Annotated in this window: 18 protein-coding genes; 14 read left to right on the forward strand and 4 right to left on the reverse strand. The window is 37.2% G+C overall.

The annotated features are described in order from the left end of the window. The first annotated feature begins 4 nt into the window (after nucleotides 1-4). The 6 genes from ABMA79_RS07395 (at nucleotide 5) to ABMA79_RS07420 (ending at nucleotide 4,937) form a co-directional block, all read left to right on the forward strand. Nucleotides 5-889 (forward strand): N5-glutamine methyltransferase family protein, encoded by an 885-nt coding sequence (locus ABMA79_RS07395; RefSeq protein WP_393091409.1) that lies wholly within the window; start codon nucleotides 5-7, stop codon nucleotides 887-889. Beyond that, complete coding sequence (murA, locus tag ABMA79_RS07400; protein WP_393091412.1) at nucleotides 882-2,132, forward strand: UDP-N-acetylglucosamine 1-carboxyvinyltransferase; 1,251 nt, start codon at nucleotides 882-884, stop codon at nucleotides 2,130-2,132. The genes ABMA79_RS07395 and murA overlap by 8 nt, the downstream gene beginning before the upstream one ends. Before the next feature lie 11 nt (nucleotides 2,133-2,143). Then, the gene (locus ABMA79_RS07405; RefSeq protein ID WP_393091415.1) at nucleotides 2,144-2,479 is read left to right on the forward strand and encodes an HIT domain-containing protein; all 336 of its coding nucleotides are present in this window, start codon (nucleotides 2,144-2,146) and stop codon (nucleotides 2,477-2,479) included. Nucleotides 2,480-2,579: 100 nt separating this feature from the next. Then, nucleotides 2,580-3,584, forward strand: coding sequence for a hypothetical protein (locus ABMA79_RS07410; RefSeq protein WP_393091418.1), 1,005 nt, complete (start codon nucleotides 2,580-2,582; stop codon nucleotides 3,582-3,584). A 94-nt stretch (nucleotides 3,585-3,678) separates the two neighbouring features. Beyond that, nucleotides 3,679-4,047 carry a hypothetical protein gene (locus ABMA79_RS07415; RefSeq protein ID WP_393091421.1) on the forward strand — a complete coding sequence of 123 codons (369 nt, stop codon included), beginning with the start codon at nucleotides 3,679-3,681 and terminating at the stop codon, nucleotides 4,045-4,047. A 23-nt stretch (nucleotides 4,048-4,070) separates the two neighbouring features. After that, on the forward strand, nucleotides 4,071-4,937 hold the full coding sequence (locus ABMA79_RS07420; RefSeq protein WP_393091424.1) for an IS3 family transposase: 867 nt from the start codon (nucleotides 4,071-4,073) through the stop codon (nucleotides 4,935-4,937). Between the two features lie 58 nt (nucleotides 4,938-4,995). Here the strand turns inward: ABMA79_RS07420 and ABMA79_RS07425 are convergent, their stop codons facing one another. The 3 genes from ABMA79_RS07425 to ileS form a co-directional block, all read right to left on the reverse strand. Beyond that, nucleotides 4,996-7,830 carry a hypothetical protein gene (locus tag ABMA79_RS07425; protein ID WP_393091427.1) on the reverse strand — a complete coding sequence of 945 codons (2,835 nt, stop codon included), beginning with the start codon at nucleotides 7,828-7,830 and terminating at the stop codon, nucleotides 4,996-4,998. Between the two features lie 18 nt (nucleotides 7,831-7,848). Next, nucleotides 7,849-8,373, reverse strand: coding sequence for a hypothetical protein (locus tag ABMA79_RS07430; protein WP_393091430.1), 525 nt, complete (start codon nucleotides 8,371-8,373; stop codon nucleotides 7,849-7,851). Nucleotides 8,374-8,535: 162 nt separating this feature from the next. Beyond that, nucleotides 8,536-11,667 carry an isoleucine--tRNA ligase gene (ileS, locus tag ABMA79_RS07435; RefSeq protein WP_393091433.1) on the reverse strand — a complete coding sequence of 1,044 codons (3,132 nt, stop codon included), beginning with the start codon at nucleotides 11,665-11,667 and terminating at the stop codon, nucleotides 8,536-8,538. A 164-nt stretch (nucleotides 11,668-11,831) separates the two neighbouring features. Here ileS and ABMA79_RS07440 point away from each other — a divergent pair, with 164 nt between their 5' ends. The 4 genes from ABMA79_RS07440 to ABMA79_RS07455 are packed head-to-tail and all read left to right on the forward strand — an operon-like array spanning nucleotide 11,832 to nucleotide 14,638. Then, a complete protein-coding gene (locus ABMA79_RS07440; RefSeq protein WP_393091436.1) occupies nucleotides 11,832-13,268 on the forward strand; it encodes a hypothetical protein in 1,437 nt (478 codons plus the stop codon). Beyond that, entirely contained in the window at nucleotides 13,246-13,800 is a 555-nt protein-coding gene (locus ABMA79_RS07445; RefSeq protein ID WP_392858884.1) for a Maf family protein, read from the forward strand. Before ABMA79_RS07440 ends, ABMA79_RS07445 begins: the two co-directional genes overlap by 23 nt. Continuing rightward, on the forward strand, nucleotides 13,779-14,147 hold the full coding sequence (locus ABMA79_RS07450; RefSeq protein ID WP_393091439.1) for a DUF167 domain-containing protein: 369 nt from the start codon (nucleotides 13,779-13,781) through the stop codon (nucleotides 14,145-14,147). The genes ABMA79_RS07445 and ABMA79_RS07450 overlap by 22 nt, the downstream gene beginning before the upstream one ends. Beyond that, nucleotides 14,144-14,638, forward strand: a complete 495-nt coding sequence (locus ABMA79_RS07455) for a hypothetical protein (protein ID WP_392858887.1) — start codon at nucleotides 14,144-14,146, stop codon at nucleotides 14,636-14,638. Before ABMA79_RS07450 ends, ABMA79_RS07455 begins: the two co-directional genes overlap by 4 nt. Nucleotides 14,639-14,665: 27 nt before the next feature. Here ABMA79_RS07455 and ABMA79_RS07460 read toward each other — a convergent pair whose 3' ends face one another. Then, on the reverse strand, nucleotides 14,666-14,857 hold the full coding sequence (locus ABMA79_RS07460) for a hypothetical protein (RefSeq protein ID WP_021268392.1): 192 nt from the start codon (nucleotides 14,855-14,857) through the stop codon (nucleotides 14,666-14,668). Nucleotides 14,858-15,240: 383 nt separating this feature from the next. On the opposite strand from ABMA79_RS07460, the gene ABMA79_RS07465 reads away from it, so the two are divergent. Genes ABMA79_RS07465 through ABMA79_RS07480 form a run of 4 tightly spaced genes read left to right on the forward strand, consistent with a single transcriptional unit; the run spans nucleotide 15,241 to nucleotide 18,908 of the window. Further along, nucleotides 15,241-16,176, forward strand: coding sequence for a TRAP transporter TatT component family protein (locus tag ABMA79_RS07465; protein ID WP_393091441.1), 936 nt, complete (start codon nucleotides 15,241-15,243; stop codon nucleotides 16,174-16,176). Between the two features lie 11 nt (nucleotides 16,177-16,187). Further along, nucleotides 16,188-17,165, forward strand: a complete 978-nt coding sequence (dctP, locus tag ABMA79_RS07470; RefSeq protein ID WP_392858892.1) for a TRAP transporter substrate-binding protein DctP — start codon at nucleotides 16,188-16,190, stop codon at nucleotides 17,163-17,165. A 2-nt stretch (nucleotides 17,166-17,167) separates the two neighbouring features. Further along, a complete protein-coding gene (locus tag ABMA79_RS07475; protein WP_392858893.1) occupies nucleotides 17,168-17,662 on the forward strand; it encodes a TRAP transporter small permease in 495 nt (164 codons plus the stop codon). After that, the gene (locus tag ABMA79_RS07480; protein WP_392858895.1) at nucleotides 17,643-18,908 is read left to right on the forward strand and encodes a TRAP transporter large permease; all 1,266 of its coding nucleotides are present in this window, start codon (nucleotides 17,643-17,645) and stop codon (nucleotides 18,906-18,908) included. Before ABMA79_RS07475 ends, ABMA79_RS07480 begins: the two co-directional genes overlap by 20 nt.

Raw genomic sequence — 18,908 nt, forward strand, 5'->3', positions numbered from 1 at the left:
TAGCATGAGCTTTACTACACTTGGGGACTACATCGGCTCGTTCTTTAATGAGAATAAAAAATTCTTAGAGGCAAACTACCCTGGAATTACTCTTTCTCGTTTAAAGGCCGAGCTGAAAGACTTCTGTCGCATCCTCGAGTCTCAATTCGATGACATTTATATTTCTGAAAATAAAGGTGTCATCGAAGAATTCTTAAAAAAAGTCAGGCAGGGAATCCCCCTCGAATATATTAGCAATCGCGCTTTCTTTTACCGCTCATCTTTTTATATAAATGAAAATGTTCTAATCCCTCGAAGTGAAACTGAAATCATGGTGGAGTGGACCTCGAAGTATATTAAAAAGAATAAGCTCAACGATATCTCTATTGCTGATATCGGAACAGGAAGTGGTGCCATTGCTCTAAGTTTAGCGGGAGAAATTGGAGAAATTGAAGCGAGAATTGTGGCCAGTGATATTAGTCCAAAGGCCCTAGATGTTGCTCGTGCCAATAAATTCTTTCACCGATACCGCTATCCAAAGACTGTAAAAATCGTCTTTGAAGAATCTGATTTATTAACAAATCTCAATGAAAAATTCGACATCATAATTAGCAACCCTCCATATATTAAGGAGGACGCTGATTTAAGTGAAGTGCATGGACAGGTTCATCGTTTTGAGCCCCATCTTGCCCTTTACTTAAAAGATGAAGATTACGATAATTGGTTTAGAAATTTCTTCCAACAAGTGGAGGAGAAGTTGAATGCCGGTGGCCTGTTCATAATGGAAGGTAGTGAATTGCATTTAGAACACTTAAAAGATATTTTAGGTGAATATCAATTCTCTAATCTTGAACTGATTAAGGACTATACAGATCGCTACCGTTTTCTAAAAGGAATTAAAAATGGATAAAATTATAGTTAAAGGACCAGCACGTCTTTCTGGTGAAGTTGAAATATCTCCGGCCAAGAATGCCTGTCTGCCAATCTTAGCGGCAATCCTTTTAACAGATAAGAAAGTTACATTAACGAGCCTACCAAAGCTTCGTGACATTAATACAATGCTTAAACTTCTTGAGATGATGGGTGTGCAATGTGATCGCAATGGTAAGAATATTACTTTCGACGCTTCAACTCTTAGCTCTCATGAAGCAACTTATGAACTTGTAAAAACAATGCGTGCATCGATCTTTGTTCTTGGCCCACTTCTTTCGCGCCTTGGAAAAGCAAAGGTTTCACTTCCTGGTGGTTGTGCCATTGGGACTCGTCCAATCGATATTCACCTCGATAATCTTGAGAAGATGAATGTTAAGATTGAAATGAAAAGTGGTTATGTTTATGCAGAAACGGATCACCTTAAGGGCGCTCATGTAAAACTAAAGTTCCCTTCAGTTGGTGCAACTGAGAACCTAATCATGGCCGGAGTCTTTGCTGATGGTCAGACAATTATTGAGAACGCGGCAATGGAGCCAGAGATTGATGATCTTGCAAACTTCCTAAACGCATTAGGAGCGAAGGTTTCAGGAATTGGAACGTCTCGTATTGTTGTCGACGGAGTTAAGGAACTCAACGGCGGAACTTACCAAGCAATTGGTGACCGTATTGAGGCCGCTACTTATATTATCGGAGGCCTTATGACGAAGTCTGAGGTTACGGTAAAAAACTTCAACCCAAAGCATCTCTTCAATGTTCTTGAAAACCTTCAAGGCATGGGAGCAAAGCTTGAGATCGGTGATGATTTTGTTAAAACATACCCGTCTTCACTAAAAGGTTCAAAAGTTATTACTGAGCCATTCCCTGGTTTTCCAACTGATGTTCAAGCGCAAATGGTTGCACTTTTAACAGTTGTTGAAGGGAACTCACTAGTAACAGAAAATATTTTTGAAAATCGTTTCATGCATGTGCCAGAGCTTACTCGTCTTGGTGCAAGTATTGAGCAACTTGGTAGCTCTGTCTTTATTGAAGGTGGAAAGCCTCTAACGGCTGCTCCTGTTATGTGTACTGATCTTCGTGCATCAGCGGCCCTCGTTCTTGCGGCCCTTTGTGCATACGGTGAAACGAAAATTGATCGTGTCTACCATCTTCAGCGTGGTTATGAAGATCTACCAGAGAAGCTTAAGAAGCTTGGTGCAAGTGTTGAACTCGTAAACGAATAGGGAGAAGCGTAATGAGTGATTGTTTATTTTGCAAAATTCTAAATGGTGAGATTCCTTCAATAAAGGTATTTGAAAACGAGAATGTCTATGCATTTCAAGATATTCAACCGTTAGCAAAAGAGCACTACTTATTTATTCACCGCAACCATTCAAAGAATATCAATGAGATGAATCGCGATGATATGGCCCAAGTCTTTGATGCCATCAAGGAATTCACGCAGTCGAATGATCTCGAGAAAAATGGCTTTCGTGTCGTTTCAAATGTTAATCAGCATGGCTGTCAGAGTGTTTTTCATACGCATTTTCACCTAGTTGGAGGTGAGCAGCTTAAGGGATTTGGCGCTTAGGTATCCCAAAATTAAAAAGATCTATTTCAAATTAGAAATATAGTCTCCTTAGGATTGATTTTAGCTATAACGGCAAAAATTAATTCTAAGGAGATTTTTTATGCGTTCAATTTTTCTGATTCCCATGATCCTACTTCTTTCCTGTGGGAAACCAAATGAAAGAGCATTTTTTGGTCAAAATCTTAATCCGAGCTTTAAAGGCCAGTCACTTATTGCAACTCAAATCCAATGTCAGTCAATTCAAACCAACTTTTCAAGTGAAGAAATTTCTTGTCCAACGTCATTTATTAATGAAGATAAGCTGTTCTTATTCTCTGTTAATCAAGAAGATATCGATTTAAGTACTGTAAATGGTCTTTCTCTTATCACTCTTAGAGTCTCTACTAACACTGATCTCCAGGCCCGTTTCTACCTCGTTTCAAAATATGGAAAACGTCTAAGTGAAACAGTTTTCTTTGATGGAAAGAGCGACCTGAGCTTTAAGGAGAAGAATGTTGGAGACTTCTTTGCACATGAGGTTTATCTAAAATTGGAAGATTATTATATAGGTGGAGTAAAGCCGATATCTGTACGTGATGAAGATGACCAAAATTGTGATACAGGGCTTTTCAATGTCGAGGATGTTAATCTTGAGGACCTTCGTGGTCAATGTCCTAATCTTAAAGTTATTTCTAATCTTAAGGCCCGTGTTCAAGCACCTGTTTATCAAGAAAATGATGATTTTGATATGACTGGAGTTAATCCAATTCACGTATCTTTTGGGAAATATGGGAGTGCAGACTATCGGATCAACTACAGAGTTTTTAAATACATGCAAGAAAGGGAAGTTGACTATGAGAGATTTTATGAAGTCGAAACTAATGAATTTGGTTTTAAAGCTGCTCTTGTCAGTCGTGAGCTATGTGAAATAGAGGGGGTCCTGGACATTGAATCTTCTAGTCTAATAGGTGGCTGGATCCGTATAAAGGAAGATCAAGTTTCAAATTTAAAAATTAAGAATGTTGTCATCTTAGGAAAGAGCTATCCATTTTATGGAAATTATAAAAGAAAAAAATGTTACCCCGTCGATCCAAAATTATCGGGAACAATTTTAATTAAAGAATAAAAAAAGCCTCCGTAATGATCTGTACCCCTTAAATGGGACACAATAAAAAAGCCCCATCTATGATATGATGGGGTTTGTTTTTTGGAGTACAGATATGCAAGAATTATCAGATTATCAAAAAAGAATTCTAAAGAAGAATTCGTCAGTAGAGAAATTGACTGAAAAGCACGTTGTTTATACTGCTAAATTCAAAATTTGGGCAGTTGACCAATATCTCAAAGGAAAATCACCAGAAGAGATTTTCACATCTAAGGGGATCAACCCTAATTTTTTTAAGCCAAAGTATTGTGACTATTGTTTAAAAAGGTGGAAAAAGAAATACATTGAAGAAGGGAAAGATACTTTCAGAATTGAATTCCGTGGTTCAAGTAGCAAAGGTGGACGACCAAAGAAACCAACGTACGAAGAGCTAGAGGCTATTGTAGCAATTCAGAGAGAGGCCTTGGGCTACGCAAAGAAGTAGGCCTTAGCTTTGAAAAAGCTTGTTTGGATTTAATAGTTAAGGCCATAAAGAGTAATCCAAAATTACGAATATCAATACTTCTTAAAGAGTTTAGTGTTGCTAAGAGTACTTTCTATCGCAATCTCACAAAGTCATATGAAATCGACAAGGATAAACAAGACTTTGAGTTGATTAGCTTCGTATTTCAACAAAGAAAAAGAAAAGTTGGAATAAGACAAATAAAGATGATTCTTGAACGAAATTTTAGTGTAGTGATGAATAAAAAAAAGATTTATAGAATCATGAAAAAATACAATTTAAAGACAGAGATAAGAAGAAAGAATAAATATCGTTATTTTTTAAAGAAGAATCAAGAACATAAAACAGTAAAGAATATCCTAAATCGAGAATTTGACGTTAAAACTCCTGATACTGTCTATTCAACAGATATAACAGAATTAAAGTACGGCACAAAGAAAGCCTACTTAGCCGTCTTTAAGGACTTATATTCAAAAGATATTATTGCAAAAAACATATCTAACAGAATTGATATAAATTTAACAAATATTGCTCTGGATAAAGCATTAAAGAGACTGACAAAAGAAGAAAAGAAAAATTTGATGATCCATTCGGACCAAGGCTTTCATTTTACACACTTTAGTTTTCAAAAAAAGCTTCAAGACAATGGAGTTACACAATCAATGTCGAGAAAAGGAAATTGTATCGACAATGCACCTGTGGAAAGTTTTTTTGGATACTTGAAAGATCATTTAGAACTGAAGGGATGTAAAAATTTAGATGATGTAAAAAAAGAAGTGACGAGAGAAATTAATTACTATAATCATAGTCGACCACAGTTAGGACTAAAAAAAATGCCCCCGAGTGAATATCGGAGGCAATTAATTTCTTAGTAAGGCCTTTTTAAACCTGTCCCAAAAATGGGGTACAGATCATAATGGAGGCATTTCTTTAATTCCAGAAATCCCAAAAGTCATCATTATCATCTGATGTATTATTGGTCTTTTTAAAAATACTATAGGGAAGCGAATAAGAAATGAGATCAATATTTGCTTCAGTGTTTAATGGGTAATATGAAAGTAAACGGTATATTTCCATCTTAAGGTTTCTAAGTGAATAGTAGTCGCTTGTTTGTAAATACTTAAACTCCTGTAAACTAGCTGGATCAGGGATAACGTTATTTGTTAATAGACCGCCCAAATCTCTTTTAAGCTCATTCAAATTCAATTTATTTTTGTTGTAGTTTTCTGTGTATGTATTTAAGTTTGTGATGAAAACAGTTTCAAGGCTATCGCTGCCTTTTAACGTATCATTTCTTCTATTAGAGACGAGATCACTATAGATTCTGTATCTAATATAGTTTTTTAGTAGTAATGGAGAGCTCTTTAAGATATTTAAAGATGCCTTCTTTTCATTACTTCCATTTGTTCCAAGTAAATCCTGATGTAGTCTTTCTAGAACTAACATTCCACTAAAAACCTGCTGTTGCGCCATCGCACTGTTTACGATTGGGATGAGCTTCTTTAAAGAGTTAAATGTCTCTTCACTTCCATCCACAAAATTAGCTTGATCAATATTCTCTTTTGAAAGAAGTTTGTCATTACTTCTAACTAAATCATGGTATGGCAGAGTTTCTAAAAGCATATGGCCATATTTTATGATTTTAGGAGGATGAAGAATATTTTTCATGGCCATTTCAATATTTGAAGAGTTGATATCATCGCTTTCTTCAAGGGCCTTACTTAGTTTTTCTTCTGTTAGATGATTTGAATACTCATCATAAGAACTTAAGAAGTGATACTCACTCGTTGCTAAGGTCATATAGGCCTTAAGAGCCTTGTTGAGTACAATATCTTCATTCAATTGGTACGAAATAGGATAAAGGTGTAATAGCTTCTTTAGCAGTGGATTATATACAGGTGCTAGAACCTGTGAGTTTAGAGAAGTTGAGTCTTTTACGTAACTTCCCATCAGTAGTGGTGAGCGGTAAAAAGAACTTCTTTCTTTTGAGGTTGAAAAAAGGGTTTGTAGTGGATACATACAATTTGCTTTAAAAGAAAAATCACGCTTTTCTTTAAAAGTTGAGTAGTGATTCTCTAAATCTTTCCATTCTACAAAGTAACCCTTGTTGAAGTTTAGATATTGTTCAAGAGAAAGTGGATCATGTGTCGTCTCAAAAGAAGCGTATCTTTGCTCTTTGTACATATTGAGCTCAGACCTCGATTTTAAAAAGTCATTACATAGATCTAACTTTCTTACTGTTTGATCATTTTGATTGAGCATATTTAAGATGAAAGCAAGATCACCTTGGATGAAACCAACTTCTGTTAAAAGATTCTTTTCAACTTCTTTTAGGCTTGTAGCTAGCTTCGAAATACTTTTTTCGATTTCACCAAGTTTTTCATAGATCAATTTTTGATTTTCGAGAGCCTGATTTAATTTTTCATCGATGATACCTAGTGTTTCCATCAGTTGCTGATGTCTTAACTCTTCAGCACTAGGTCCACTGTTCTTTCCAAATAGTCCTGTAATAGCAACTGCTGCACCGAGATAATTACCTGAGGCAATTGATGCCGTAATATTGGCCGCTGCAATTCCATATTGGAGAACTTCTTTTATCTCTTTTGAGTTCTTTCCTTTAAAGCCTAAGTTATCAGCAATTTTTAAGATATCACTAGCTCCCTGAGCTATCTCTTGAGACTGTTGAGCAATCTCAACTCGTGTTTTTACTAATTCAAGTTTTTCTTTGATAATTTCTCTTTCGATACCATTTGGGTACACTTCAGAAAGGAATCTTGGGTTATCAAGTGCCACAAGCTTTTGGGCGGCTGACATATCATCGAATAAGAGTAGTTGGTTAAAGGCAACATCATCTTGAAGTAATGAGACAGAGTTCTCCAGTTCATCAATACTAATTTTATTATCAAAAACAGAATCTGAAAGCTCTTCAATCATTTCGCGGTTTAGATTTATTTGTGATCGATTAGTTTGAATCCTCTCGGTGTTTTTTTCGATATCGACTTCTTGTGAAGCAATTTGTGCTCTTAAGTTGGCCGAGAAAGTATTGTATCTCTCCTGGAATTCATTAATATTCTTACTGAGGTTATTGATAGCCTCATCTTGTTTAACATCGTATGCGATGCTTGCTTGAATCGTCTGATTCACTTTATCGAAGTCTTCTGAAACTTCTTCTCTAAAGCTTCGCCAAGCTTCACCTTGTTGCTGAATAAAATCATTTTGATTTTGGGCAATGAATTTAGCAACTTCTAAGCTATTCTTCCCTAATTGATAGGCAAGCTTCTGCCTTTCTTCATCATTTAGATTTAATGTCTCATCAGTACTTCCATATTCAGATGCAAGTTTGACAAGTGCTTCAGCTCTATCTTTTGCGGAAGACATTTCAAGTATATTTAGAAACTCAGCCTTTTGATTTTGTGACATTTCAAAAAAGATATCTTTTACCTTTTGAGTATAGATGAATTCCTGTTCTGCGACTCGTGCATCTGTTAGTCGTTGTCCGACTTTTGTTAAGATACCAACGGCAATTCCTGTTTGGGGAGGAAGTACAGCTGATGTTACATCTGCTACATCATAAAATGCTTTCATCCATAGTGCAGAAGTTTGATGCATTTGAATATTATCTCGACCTTCTTTTAGTCGCTCTAGAAGCTCATCTGTTTTTCCATTCATTTGGTATTGCTTTGAATAGAGGTAATTATTTATATTCTGTGGTGCTTGCGCCATTACATTACTAAGTAAGATGGAGCTTATCATTATCTTTTTCATTTCTTAACTCCGAGAGGATTACTTACAGTTTTTTGTTTGGCACTTTTCAACTTTTACAAAATAATTTACTGCAATATTTTTTGGGCGAGTTTCATGCCCGCCAGTTGATCCTGTATTCTTACCATTTCCTTGAAAGCCAGCATTCCCACTGTGGTCCTCAAGGCCCCAGCCAAGATGAGTATTAGGGACAGTATCTGAATATGAGTGAGTATGAGATTTTAATGTGTCTTTTTGATAGTGCCCAGGGGTTCTATTTTCGACATCAAAGTCACAATTATTCTTATCACCACAGTTAGCACCATTATTTGCCATTCTTAAAAACTTTCCTCTGGCATCAGGAAGTCTATCGCCAAACATAGAAGCTAAGTGTGATCCATTAATTTTAGAACCATCCATCAGACGCCACTCACTTCCCATTTCTCTTTGAAACTGCACTGGTTGCAGGAGAGAGGTAATAATAGTTCCTACTGGTAACTCTGAGTTTTGAGCTGCGAATGTTGAAATTGATGATAGTAGAATAGTGAATACGAGTAACTTCTTCATTTGATCTCCATTGTATAAAAATTGAACAAATAAATAAAAAGTGTCTAAGATATAAACTGTTTATTTACAATATTCTTAATTTTAATGATATTGGAGATATATGAAGCAAGTGAGATGCCAAAAAAAAGCCTCCGTAATGGAGGCTTTCTTTTTATGTGCTTATTAAGCTTTTACAATCGTCATTTTTAGATTCTCATCATCAACTTTGAACTCATGCTCAAGAGTATCTGTGCTAACAGTTAGAGAGTTAGCAAGAGTTTCTTTTGTGATGTAGTCAGTGTGAGTTTCAATTGCTTTTGCAAGAAGATCAGTAGCAGCAAAGCTAACTTCAATTCTATCTTCAACATTAAATCCAGAATCCTTTCTCGTTCTTTGGATTCTATTAACAACCTCACGTGCAAGACCTTCAAGGATTAATTCCTCTGAAAGGTTTGTGTCGATATCAATTGAAATATAACGGTTTGATAGGGCCTGAGTTCCTTCCTTTGCTTCTCTAAAGATTAGGATATCTTCTGGCGCAAAAGTTTCACCTGCAAGCTCTAAGCTTCCTTTTTCTTCTAATTCATTTAGTTCAGCTGCACCAAGTTTTGAAATTAGTCCCATGAACTTACCAAATTCTTTTCCTAGACGTTTACCAAGAACTGGAGAGTTTGGTTTCGCATAAAGCTTGATGTAGTGGTCTTCATCAGTTGTGTACTCAACAGACTTAACGTTAAGCTCTGATTGGATATAGCTTTCAAGTTTCTTGATCTCATCAAGTAAAGCTTGGTCTTTATGAATGACACTTAGACGAGCAAGTGGCGTCTTAACCTTGATTTGTACTTGGTTACGCTTTTGACGTCCAAGTAGGATAATCTGTTGCATTCTATCAACCGCATCTTCAAGAACTGCATTCTTAAGTTCAGTGTTAGCAACAGGGTAGTCACAAAGGTGAACAGAAAGAGTTTTTTCACTTGAATCAAACTTCTTAAGCTCGCTAAAGATATGTTCCGATAGGAATGGCGCAAATGGTGCCATGGCAATCGTTACTTCTTTAAGAGTTGTAAAAAGAGCAGTGTATGCTTGATTCTTATCACTTGTTAGGCCTTCTCCCCAGAAACGTGAACGGTTCAGACGGATATACCAATTCGTTAAGTCTTCAATGAAGTGGAATAGGGCCGGTACAACGTTGTAAAGTTGGTACTGTGCCATTTCTGATTCAATATTTTCTTTAAGAGTTTGTAGCTTTGAGATAACCCAATTGTCAGTGATATTATCACCGCTTTCAGCATGCTCATTAAAATTCCATCCATCAATTGATGCATAAGTTTGGAAGAATTTGAAAGAGTTTAGCCAAGGAAGTAGGGCACGACGAACCATGTCCTTAACACCAGCATCAGTAAAGCGCTGCTCTTCACCTTTCACAAGTCCTGAGTTGATAAGATATAGTCTTAGAGCATCTGATCCGAACTCCTCCATTAACTCATCTGGAGCTGTGAAGTTTCTTAGAGACTTACTCATTTTCTTTCCATCTTCTGCAAGAACTAAACCGTTAACGATAACGTTCTTGAAAGCTGGCTTATCAAATAGTGCCGTTGAAAGGATTGTCAGTGTGTAGAACCAACCACGTGTTTGGTCGAGACCTTCAGCAATGAACTCTGCTGGGAATCCGTTTTCAAAGATTTCTTTATTTTCAAATGGGTAGTGAAGTTGTGCGTATGGCATTGAACCAGACTCAAACCAACAGTCAAATACATCTGGAATACGCTTATAAGTTCCTTCTTCGCCTTCAATTGTAAATGTCACTTCATCAGTGAATTCACGGTGAAGATCTGAAAGTTCAACTCCTGATAGTTCTTTTAGTTCTTCGATTGAACCAATACACTTCATGCTTCCTGTTTCGTCATTAATCCAAACTGGAAGTGGAGTTCCCCAAACACGTGTACGAGATACGGCCCAGTCACGAGCATTCTCTAGCCACTTACCAAAACGGCCAGCTTTGATGTGTCCTGGTACCCAGTGAATTTCTTTGTTATTAGCAACAAGCTTGTCGACGATCTCTTCTACTTTTACATACCACTGAGGGATTGTACGGTAGATTAGTGGAGTCCCTGAACGGTAGCAGAATGGGTAGCTGTGAACGAGGTTTCCATGATCGTATAATTTTGTATTATCTTTTAACGCTTTGATGATTTCTTTATCAGCATCTTTTACGTAAAGACCTGCGTATGCTGGAACTTCTTTTGTGAATTGACCAGCATCATCGATTGGGCAAACTTCTGCCATCATGCCAGCTTCTTTACAGATTCTATTATCGTCTTCACCAAATGCTGGTGCTTGGTGAACAATACCTGTACCACTATCAGTTGTTACGTATTCGTCATTAAAGATTGTAAACGCACCTTCTTCTTTTAGATTTGCAAAGAAGTCAAATAGTGGCTCATATCTAAGACCAAGAAGTTCAGTCCCTTTGAAAGACTCACCAACAACTTCAAGGTTACGCTTCTTAGCGAATGCTTCAACTCTTGCTTCAGCGAAGATAATAGTAACACCACGGTCGTTATCTTTTACACGAACGTAATCAACATCCGGCCCAACACAAAGTGCAAGGTTAGATGGAAGCGTCCATGGAGTTGTTGTCCAAGCTGCGACGTAATCGGCACCTGCTTTTTCTGGATCATCTAATTTGAAAAGAACAGTAACTGCTGGGTCCTGAACATCACGGTAATCAAGACCTGCTTCAAAGTTTGAAAGTCCTGTACCAAGACCAGTTGAGTAAGGAACAACTTTTGTTCCCTTGTAGACCATATTCTTATCCCAAAGAGATTTGAATACCCACCAACATGATTCCATGAAAGTAGGGTCCATTGTCTTATAGTCATTGTCGAAGTCTACCCAACGTCCAAGACGGGTAACAGTTTTACGCCATTCAGTTGTGTAGCGATCAACAATTGAGCGACACTCTTGGTTGTATCCAGCAACACCAAGTTTTTCGAGTGCTTCGTGTGCCGTCATTTGTAATTTCTTATTAATTTCTTGCTCAATTGGAAGTCCGTGTGTATCCCATCCAAATCTTCTTTGAACGTAGCGACCTTTCATTGTCCAATATCTTGGAACGATATCTTTTAGAGTTCCAGCAAGTAGGTGACCGTGGTGAGGAAGACCAGTCGCAAATGGAGGGCCATCATAGAAAATATAAGGCTCTTTCTCTTTTGTTTGCTCTAGTGATTTTTGGAAAATTTCATTCTCTTCCCAAAATTTTAAGACTTCATGTTCTGTGTTAACAAAAGAAAATTGTCCGTTATCCTGACTCATCGTATCAACCTTGTCTGTTATAGTTTTGTGTAAATTAATATTTGGCCCAAAATTTAACACGAAACCTATGATTTTGACAGTTTGGATAGGGCATAAAGTGCCGAAAAAGTCTCAATTTCTTACAGATTTAGGGCCAGTGGCCGAAATTGTCGATAAACTTCATGATGCTACGTATTTTATTGATTTTAACCATTACACTTTCAACCTTTGCTGGCCCGTCGGATCTTGAAACTAAATTCAAGGATGATAGAAAGTCCCTAATTAGGTGGGATCAAATTAAGGCCAAGAAATGGTTAGACTTTGATGAGTGGAAAGAAGAATTACGCTTTAAGGAAAGTTACCCTTTATGGCGTGACCTTGAGAAAATCTCTGGCATTGATGAAGAAATAGGACGTGTCATAAAATGCGTGGGTGAGTGTACTCTTTTTCGAGCTCTTGGGAATAATCAAGTTGGATACCGTTCTCTTATAAAAGAAAATGATGATATCGAAACAGGAGTTGATAGCTATCTTTGGCTTATGCTCTTTGATGGGACGCTTATTCGTATGGCCCCTGAAAGTTCAATTTCACTCAAAGAAATGAATATTCTAAGAGAAGAGGTCTTCTTCAATATTCGAATGAACGTCGGAAATATTCTTTTAATTTCACGCTCAAAAGAAAAGCTTGCAGACCTTGAACAAAGAGACACTGATGCAGTTTTCTTTCCGTTGCCAATTAATAAAACGAACCCTGTTGTTTTTGATAAAGAGGTCTCTTTAAATGAATATCTTTTTCAAGATGGGCTACGTTATAAATCTCGTACACGCTTTATTAATGAGGCGATTGAAAAGAATAATAAGAGTGTTGTGAGAAAGAGTCGCTTCTTTATTCAGTCTCCACTATATTCTTTTGAAGCCTATGCCCCATCTTTTGAAACATATGTTTCGATAGGGGATGACAGTTACTTAAAGTTTAGAGATGAGGAACAACTTGGTTATAAAAATGAATTGGCAACGACTCCCAAAATAAACCTACGCGGTTATGAAAATGATAGTTTTGAAGACCTAGAATATGGAAGCTGGTATAAGTTCTCATTCATTAATCGCAATATGTTTGTCACTAAAGACACTGAAGTTTTAAGTCAAAATGAATTATTTACCAAACGTATCTACGGTATCTACTACACGAGGGAAATATTTTTAGAACGCTATGGGAAGCCACTCTTTGCTACTGGCAACGAAGTTCAGCTTGCAAGAAATTTTGGCCTAAGGCTGTGGAGCAAAGAAGAGCTCAAGAAGCGTATTGATTTCTTATGGACTAATGTCAGAGAAGTTGAAACGACTAATCTTGCTATTGCTGATCGCTATCGTAAGTCAGTCCTAAGTCGTGCCAATCGACGCGATAAAGAGGTGTTACGAAAAGATTTTTACACGAAGGCACAAGAAAGTTACTATAAAGTTGGTGCGATGGAGAATGCGAAAAGTTATTTTCCAAAGCTCAATTCTGAAAAACAAGAACTATGGAAGAAGTTAAATGGTATCTACACTGAAATTTATCCTGGCCTCAGGAAGTCCACGTCGCAAGGAACTACTATCTTGGATGAAAGTTCCGATTCAAATTAAACCATCAGATGTTGAAGAAATAACAACGAAAGAACATCCTAAAGATATTGTCGAAGAGTTGGCCGAGCTAAAAGGGCGAGACATCTTTTCACAAGAATTTCCAAAAGATAATCAGGTCTTTGTTGTCGCTTCTGACACTCTTGTCGCCATTGGTGATAAGGTTTTAGGAAAGCCAAATGATCGTGAGCATGCAAGGCAGATGTTATTAGAACTGTCTGGGAAAGAGCATGATGTTTTCACTGCTGTTTATATGGCATGTGGTGATAAAGAATATACTTTTTCAAGATGCTCAAAAGTTAAATTCACAGATATCTCACCTGAGATCTTAGATCTTTATCTTGAAAGTGATGAGGCGCTCGATAAGGCCGGATCATACGGGATTCAAGGACAGGGCCTTCTCTTTGTTGAGCATATGAGTGGCTCATATTCAAATGTTGTTGGCTTCCCACTTGCTGACTTTATTGCGGAAATGAAAACCTTTCTCAATGAGATGGGACTCGATAGCAAGAATTGGAGACAACTATTCCAATAGGTGACTTTCTCCATTCAAAAAAACTGAATTTTACTACGGTCTCAAGTCATGCAGATGAGCTGGTTCTTGAGGTCGAAGTCTGGGCAAAGCCTGGGGCAAAGGTTGAAAAGGTGAGTGTTGCCGAAACGGGACAACTTATTGTTAGCACTAAAGCTCCGCCTGAGGATGGTAAGGCCAACGCCGGTATTGAAAAGCTTGTTGCAAAGAAGTTTGGCGTAGCAAAAAATCAGGTTCAACTTACTCATGGACTCCAGTCGAAGTTTAAAAAAATGGCCATAAGCTTCGTCTTTGCGCATAATAAAGATACTGAATATTACTTAGCTAAGATAAAGAAGGCCCTAAATTGAAATCAGTTTTAATGACTCTTTTATTCATACCGACTCTGACTGTTTATGCTCAAGCAGAAAAAGGTGAGACTCAATCTGAAAAAGAGATGAGTAAGGTCATGTATGCGAAAATCGAAGAGGTGAAGAATATCCCACCAAAGGATTACGTGACAAAAACTCAGGTCATCAGAAAGGAAATTGATAAGTATATTGATCTTAAAAAAGGCGTTTGTTCTGGGGATTACTCGACATTTGTTTTAGATCATAAAGATATTGAGTCCAGCCAGCATAAGTTAACAAAGATAGAAAAAGACCTATGTTACCGAGAGCTAAGAGCTTTCCAGGTTACCTATATCAATAACTTATTTGTTGCCAAAAAGAATTACCTCAACCATTTACATGATGAAAGGCTAAAGAAATTAGAAGAAATACGCGAGGAAACGCTACGTAGCTTAAAAGCTACGTACGACAAGCAGCTAATTTCGCCTAAGCGAAACCGCAAGAGAAGATAAATAAGAAGAAAGCTGTAAGCTTATTTCTTATTCCGCGTCTTCTTGAGTTGCTGTTCTACCAAGAACTGCGCGAGTTGGTCTTAAGCTTCTCACTTTTAAAAGTGATTTTCTTGGCTTAAGTGAAGCTGACTTACGAAGAGTCTGCTGCTTAATCTGTCCAATTACGCTGTTGTTAGTGTTAGACGATAATTTTTCGTTAGATGTTTCTTGTGATGACATCTCCATCTCCTTATTAAACGATTAAAGGTTAAAAAATCACTTACCTTAATCGTAATAAGATTCAAGAGACTCCAGAACTCAAATCCGATTAGGTAAGTAGTTCATCTACTCGTAGAAAAACTACTCTCAATGGTCACTCCGTGACAAAGTTTAATAACTTAAATATCTTCTCGGCGCAATCTCGTTAGAAATTAAGCCTTTCCAAATATTTTCCAATTATATCACGAGGTTAGAAATGGTGCAACACAGCTATCACTAAGGGATTTGGGCGTCAATGAAAATGCATTAACCACTTGTAATTACTAAATAGATAAGGCAAATTACTACTATATTAATTATAAGGATGGGCCGTGAATCGCAAAAAAATATTGGCAGTGGTGATATTGTTCATAAATCTAGTTTCTTGCTCAAGTATCAAGAAAGTTGCCACGAATCAGATGGGGGATATGATTTTTGAAACATCTGAGGCCGTTTTCACTGAAGACAATTGGGACTTATTTGAATCGACAATCGATAGCAATATCAAATTAGTTGAAAACCTCTACGCCGCTGATCGCGAAAATCCTGAATTCATTGTTACTTTAATTAAAGCTTATAGTGGTAAGGCATTTGCTATTGATGAAACTTACTATCTTAAAGATCAACTACAAGAGTTATCAAATTCAAAGTATCGCACTAATGCCTTAGCAAATTACACTCGTGCCCTAAATTACTCAGCTCTCTTTTTTGAAGTGAAGGGATTCAAAGATTTTGATTTCACTCGCTATATTTCATCACCTGAAGAATTTCAAAAATTATTAAATGATAACTTCAGTGATGATGCCACAGATATTGAAGGTGTTTTCTACACAGGACAAACACTTGCCGCAATCATTAATCTTCAAAGAGATAATATGCGTGCCGTTGCTTACCTACCTCTTGCAAAAGTTATGTATGATTGGTCATGTGGGAAGAATGCTAATCTTGCCCAAGGTGCTTGTGATATCTTCAATGCTTCTTATGCCGCTTCCAGACCACGTGGTCTAGGAGGTGATCCAATTAAAGGTAAGCGCCTATTTGAAGAGGCGATCCAAAAGTGGCCAAATAATATGCTCGTTAGACTCTCATATATTCAATTCTATGCAGTACCAATGTTTGAAGAAAATACTTACCGTGCTCAAAAGTTAGAAATGAATAAATTTAACAGAGAGAATATGGAGCCAACTTATTGGAGTGGGGGAAAGATCGAAACACCAAAAGTTGATTACAATAACCTATTTAATTTAATTGCACGTAAGAGATTAAAAATAATTGAAGGCTTAGAAGACGAGATCTTCTAATTGGAAAAATCATGTCAAAATTGAAAGCATTACTAATTCTATTACTAACGACTAATGTTATGGCCCTAACTTTAAAGGTTGGTGTTCTAACTCCTGAAGGAACGAATTGGGCGAAGAATTTAAAGAAGATGGCAAAGGCCATTAAGAAAGAAACTAATGGTGAAGTAAAAGTGAAGTTCTACTTTGGTGGATCACAAGGAGATGAGCCTGATGTTTTAAGAAAGATTCGCGTTGGTCAGCTTCATGGCGGTGTTTTTACTGCAAAGACATTAGGTGATATCAACGGCGATGTTCGCGTTGTTGAAATTCCATTCAACTTTTTTCATGATCGTAAAAAGGCCCTAAAAACTCTTGATGATTTAACACCATTTTTAAATAAGAAAATTAACGAAAGTAATTTTGTAAACCTAGGCTTCTTTGATATTGGAATGGTTTACTTTGTTTCAAAAACAAAAATCTCTTCAATCGATAGCCTTAAAGGTGTAAAGATTTGGTCATGGGAAGGGGACCCTCTTGTTGAAACAATTCTAGAAGAAATGAAGCTTGTTTCAGTTCAACTTCCTCTTCCAGATGTTCTCTCATCACTTTCAACTGGTATTATTGAAGCAGCTTATGCTCCGCCATTAGCTATTCTTTCAATGCAGTGGAACACAAAAGTTAAGTACTTAATTGATTTCCCATTAACAATGTCTGTTGGGGCATTCTTGGTAAATGATAAGGTATTTAAAAAGATTTCACCTGCAAATCAAAAGAAGGTTCTTACAATTTCTAAGAAGTATATTGATCTTGTTAAAGCAACGAATGAAAAAGATAATCAAGATGCTCTTGATCTAATGAAGGCATCAGGTGTTGAATTTGTTAAGTTTAGCGATGCAGATATCAAACGCGGTTACGAAGTTCGTGAAGCAACAATTAAAAAGCTTAAGGGAAAACTATTTTCTGAAGAAGCTTATAAGAGATTAGAAAAGAGTTTAAAAGCTCAGAAGTAAGTATGATACGAAAAGTAGAAGAAGTTACAGATCAAATTGTTGGTTGGCTCGTTGTGGCCAACGTCGCTATTATGCTAGGACTAAGTGTCTTGGCCATTATCTTACGTTGGTTTGATATTTCTTTTTCTTGGGTGGATCCTGTTGTTCGCCATCTGGTCTTTGCTCTAGCTTTCTTGGGTGCAACTCTTGCCAGTGGTAAGTCGAGGCATATTTCAATTGAGATTCTCCCAAAGTACTTGGAGAGTGAAGGTAAATATCGCACCTTATTCTTTTTAAATAAGCTGACTCAATTATGTATTATTGTGGGAACAACTTGGCTCTTTGCTTCAGGTGTTCAGTTCTATAATGTTGAAAAACAATTTGGAAATTTAACTTCGCTTGGTCTACATTCTTCTGTCTTAGTTGCAATTATTCCATGTGGTTTTGCCTTGATTTTTTTTCGTACGATCTTGGCCTTTTTAAATTTTAAGGAAGAGTATGAGCCTCATAACAATTAGTATTGCCGCACTTGTTTTGGCACTAATTGGAGTGCCTTTATTTGTCGTTCTAGGTGGACTTGCACTTGCTGCATTCTTTCATAACGGTATTGAGCCGTCGGCCGTCTCTGTTGAGATTTACCGCCTGGCCTCTGCTCCGACAATCCTAACGATTCCACTTTTTACTTTTGCAGGTTACTTACTTGCTGAATCAAATGCACCAAAGAGATTATTTCGTTTCACAAATGCACTCCTTTCTTGGATGCCTGGTGGCGTTGCGATTGTAGGGCTTGTTCTTTGTGCCTTCTTTACGGCCTTTACTGGGGCCAGTGGTGTAACAATCGTAGCTCTTGGTGGACTAATTTATCCAATTCTTATGAATCGTGGGCATGATGATAAATTCACGATGGGATTTATCACGACGTCGGGATCTCTAGGGCTACTATTTCCGCCAAGCTTACCAATTATTCTCTATGGAATTGTTGCTGGTGTTGATATTGATCAACTCTTTAAGGCCGGAATTGTACCAGGGATGCTTCTTATTATTGGACTTGCAATTTATTCAATTCTAAAGGCCCCGAAACAGCGTAGTGAAAAAGGGAAGTTTGATTTAAAAGAAGTATTACTTGCACTTAAAGGTGCATCCTTTGAGCTATTCTTAGTGCCAGCTGTCCTTGTCGGAATCTACGGTGGGGTTGTAACGGTAACTGAAGCTGCGGCCTTTACGGCATTTTATATTTTAATGATTGAGTGCTTTGTCTATCGTGACCTTAGCTTTACAAAAGATGTCCCAAAAATTGTTGTGGACTCAATGACGATGGTAGGTGCTATTCTCATTATCCTATGTTGCGCTCTTGGGCTGACAAATTTCTTAGTTGATGAAGAGGTTCCAAATCAGCTTTTTGGTGCCTTCAACCATATCCTTACGAATAAGTATGCCTTCTTAGCATTTCTGAACGTCTTCCTCTTAATTGTAGGAAGTTTAATGGACATTTTTAGTGCGATAATTGTGGTCGTTCCACTTATCCTACCACTGGCCCAAGAATTTGATATTCACCCAATTCACTTGGCCATTGTCTTTTTAACAAATTTAGAAATCGGCTATATTACTCCTCCTGTAGGAATTAACCTGTTCATTAGTTCAATTCGATTTAAGAGGCCAATTACTGAACTGTATCGCTCGGCCTTGCCGTTTCTCTTTATTTTACTAATTTGTTTGGCCATTATTACCTATGTTCCTGCTCTGAGTCTTATCTGGGTAAAATAA

This window comes from Halobacteriovorax sp. HFRX-2_2, from assembly GCF_043196705.1.
Classification (GTDB): Bacteria; Bdellovibrionota; Bacteriovoracia; order Bacteriovoracales; family Bacteriovoracaceae; genus Halobacteriovorax_A.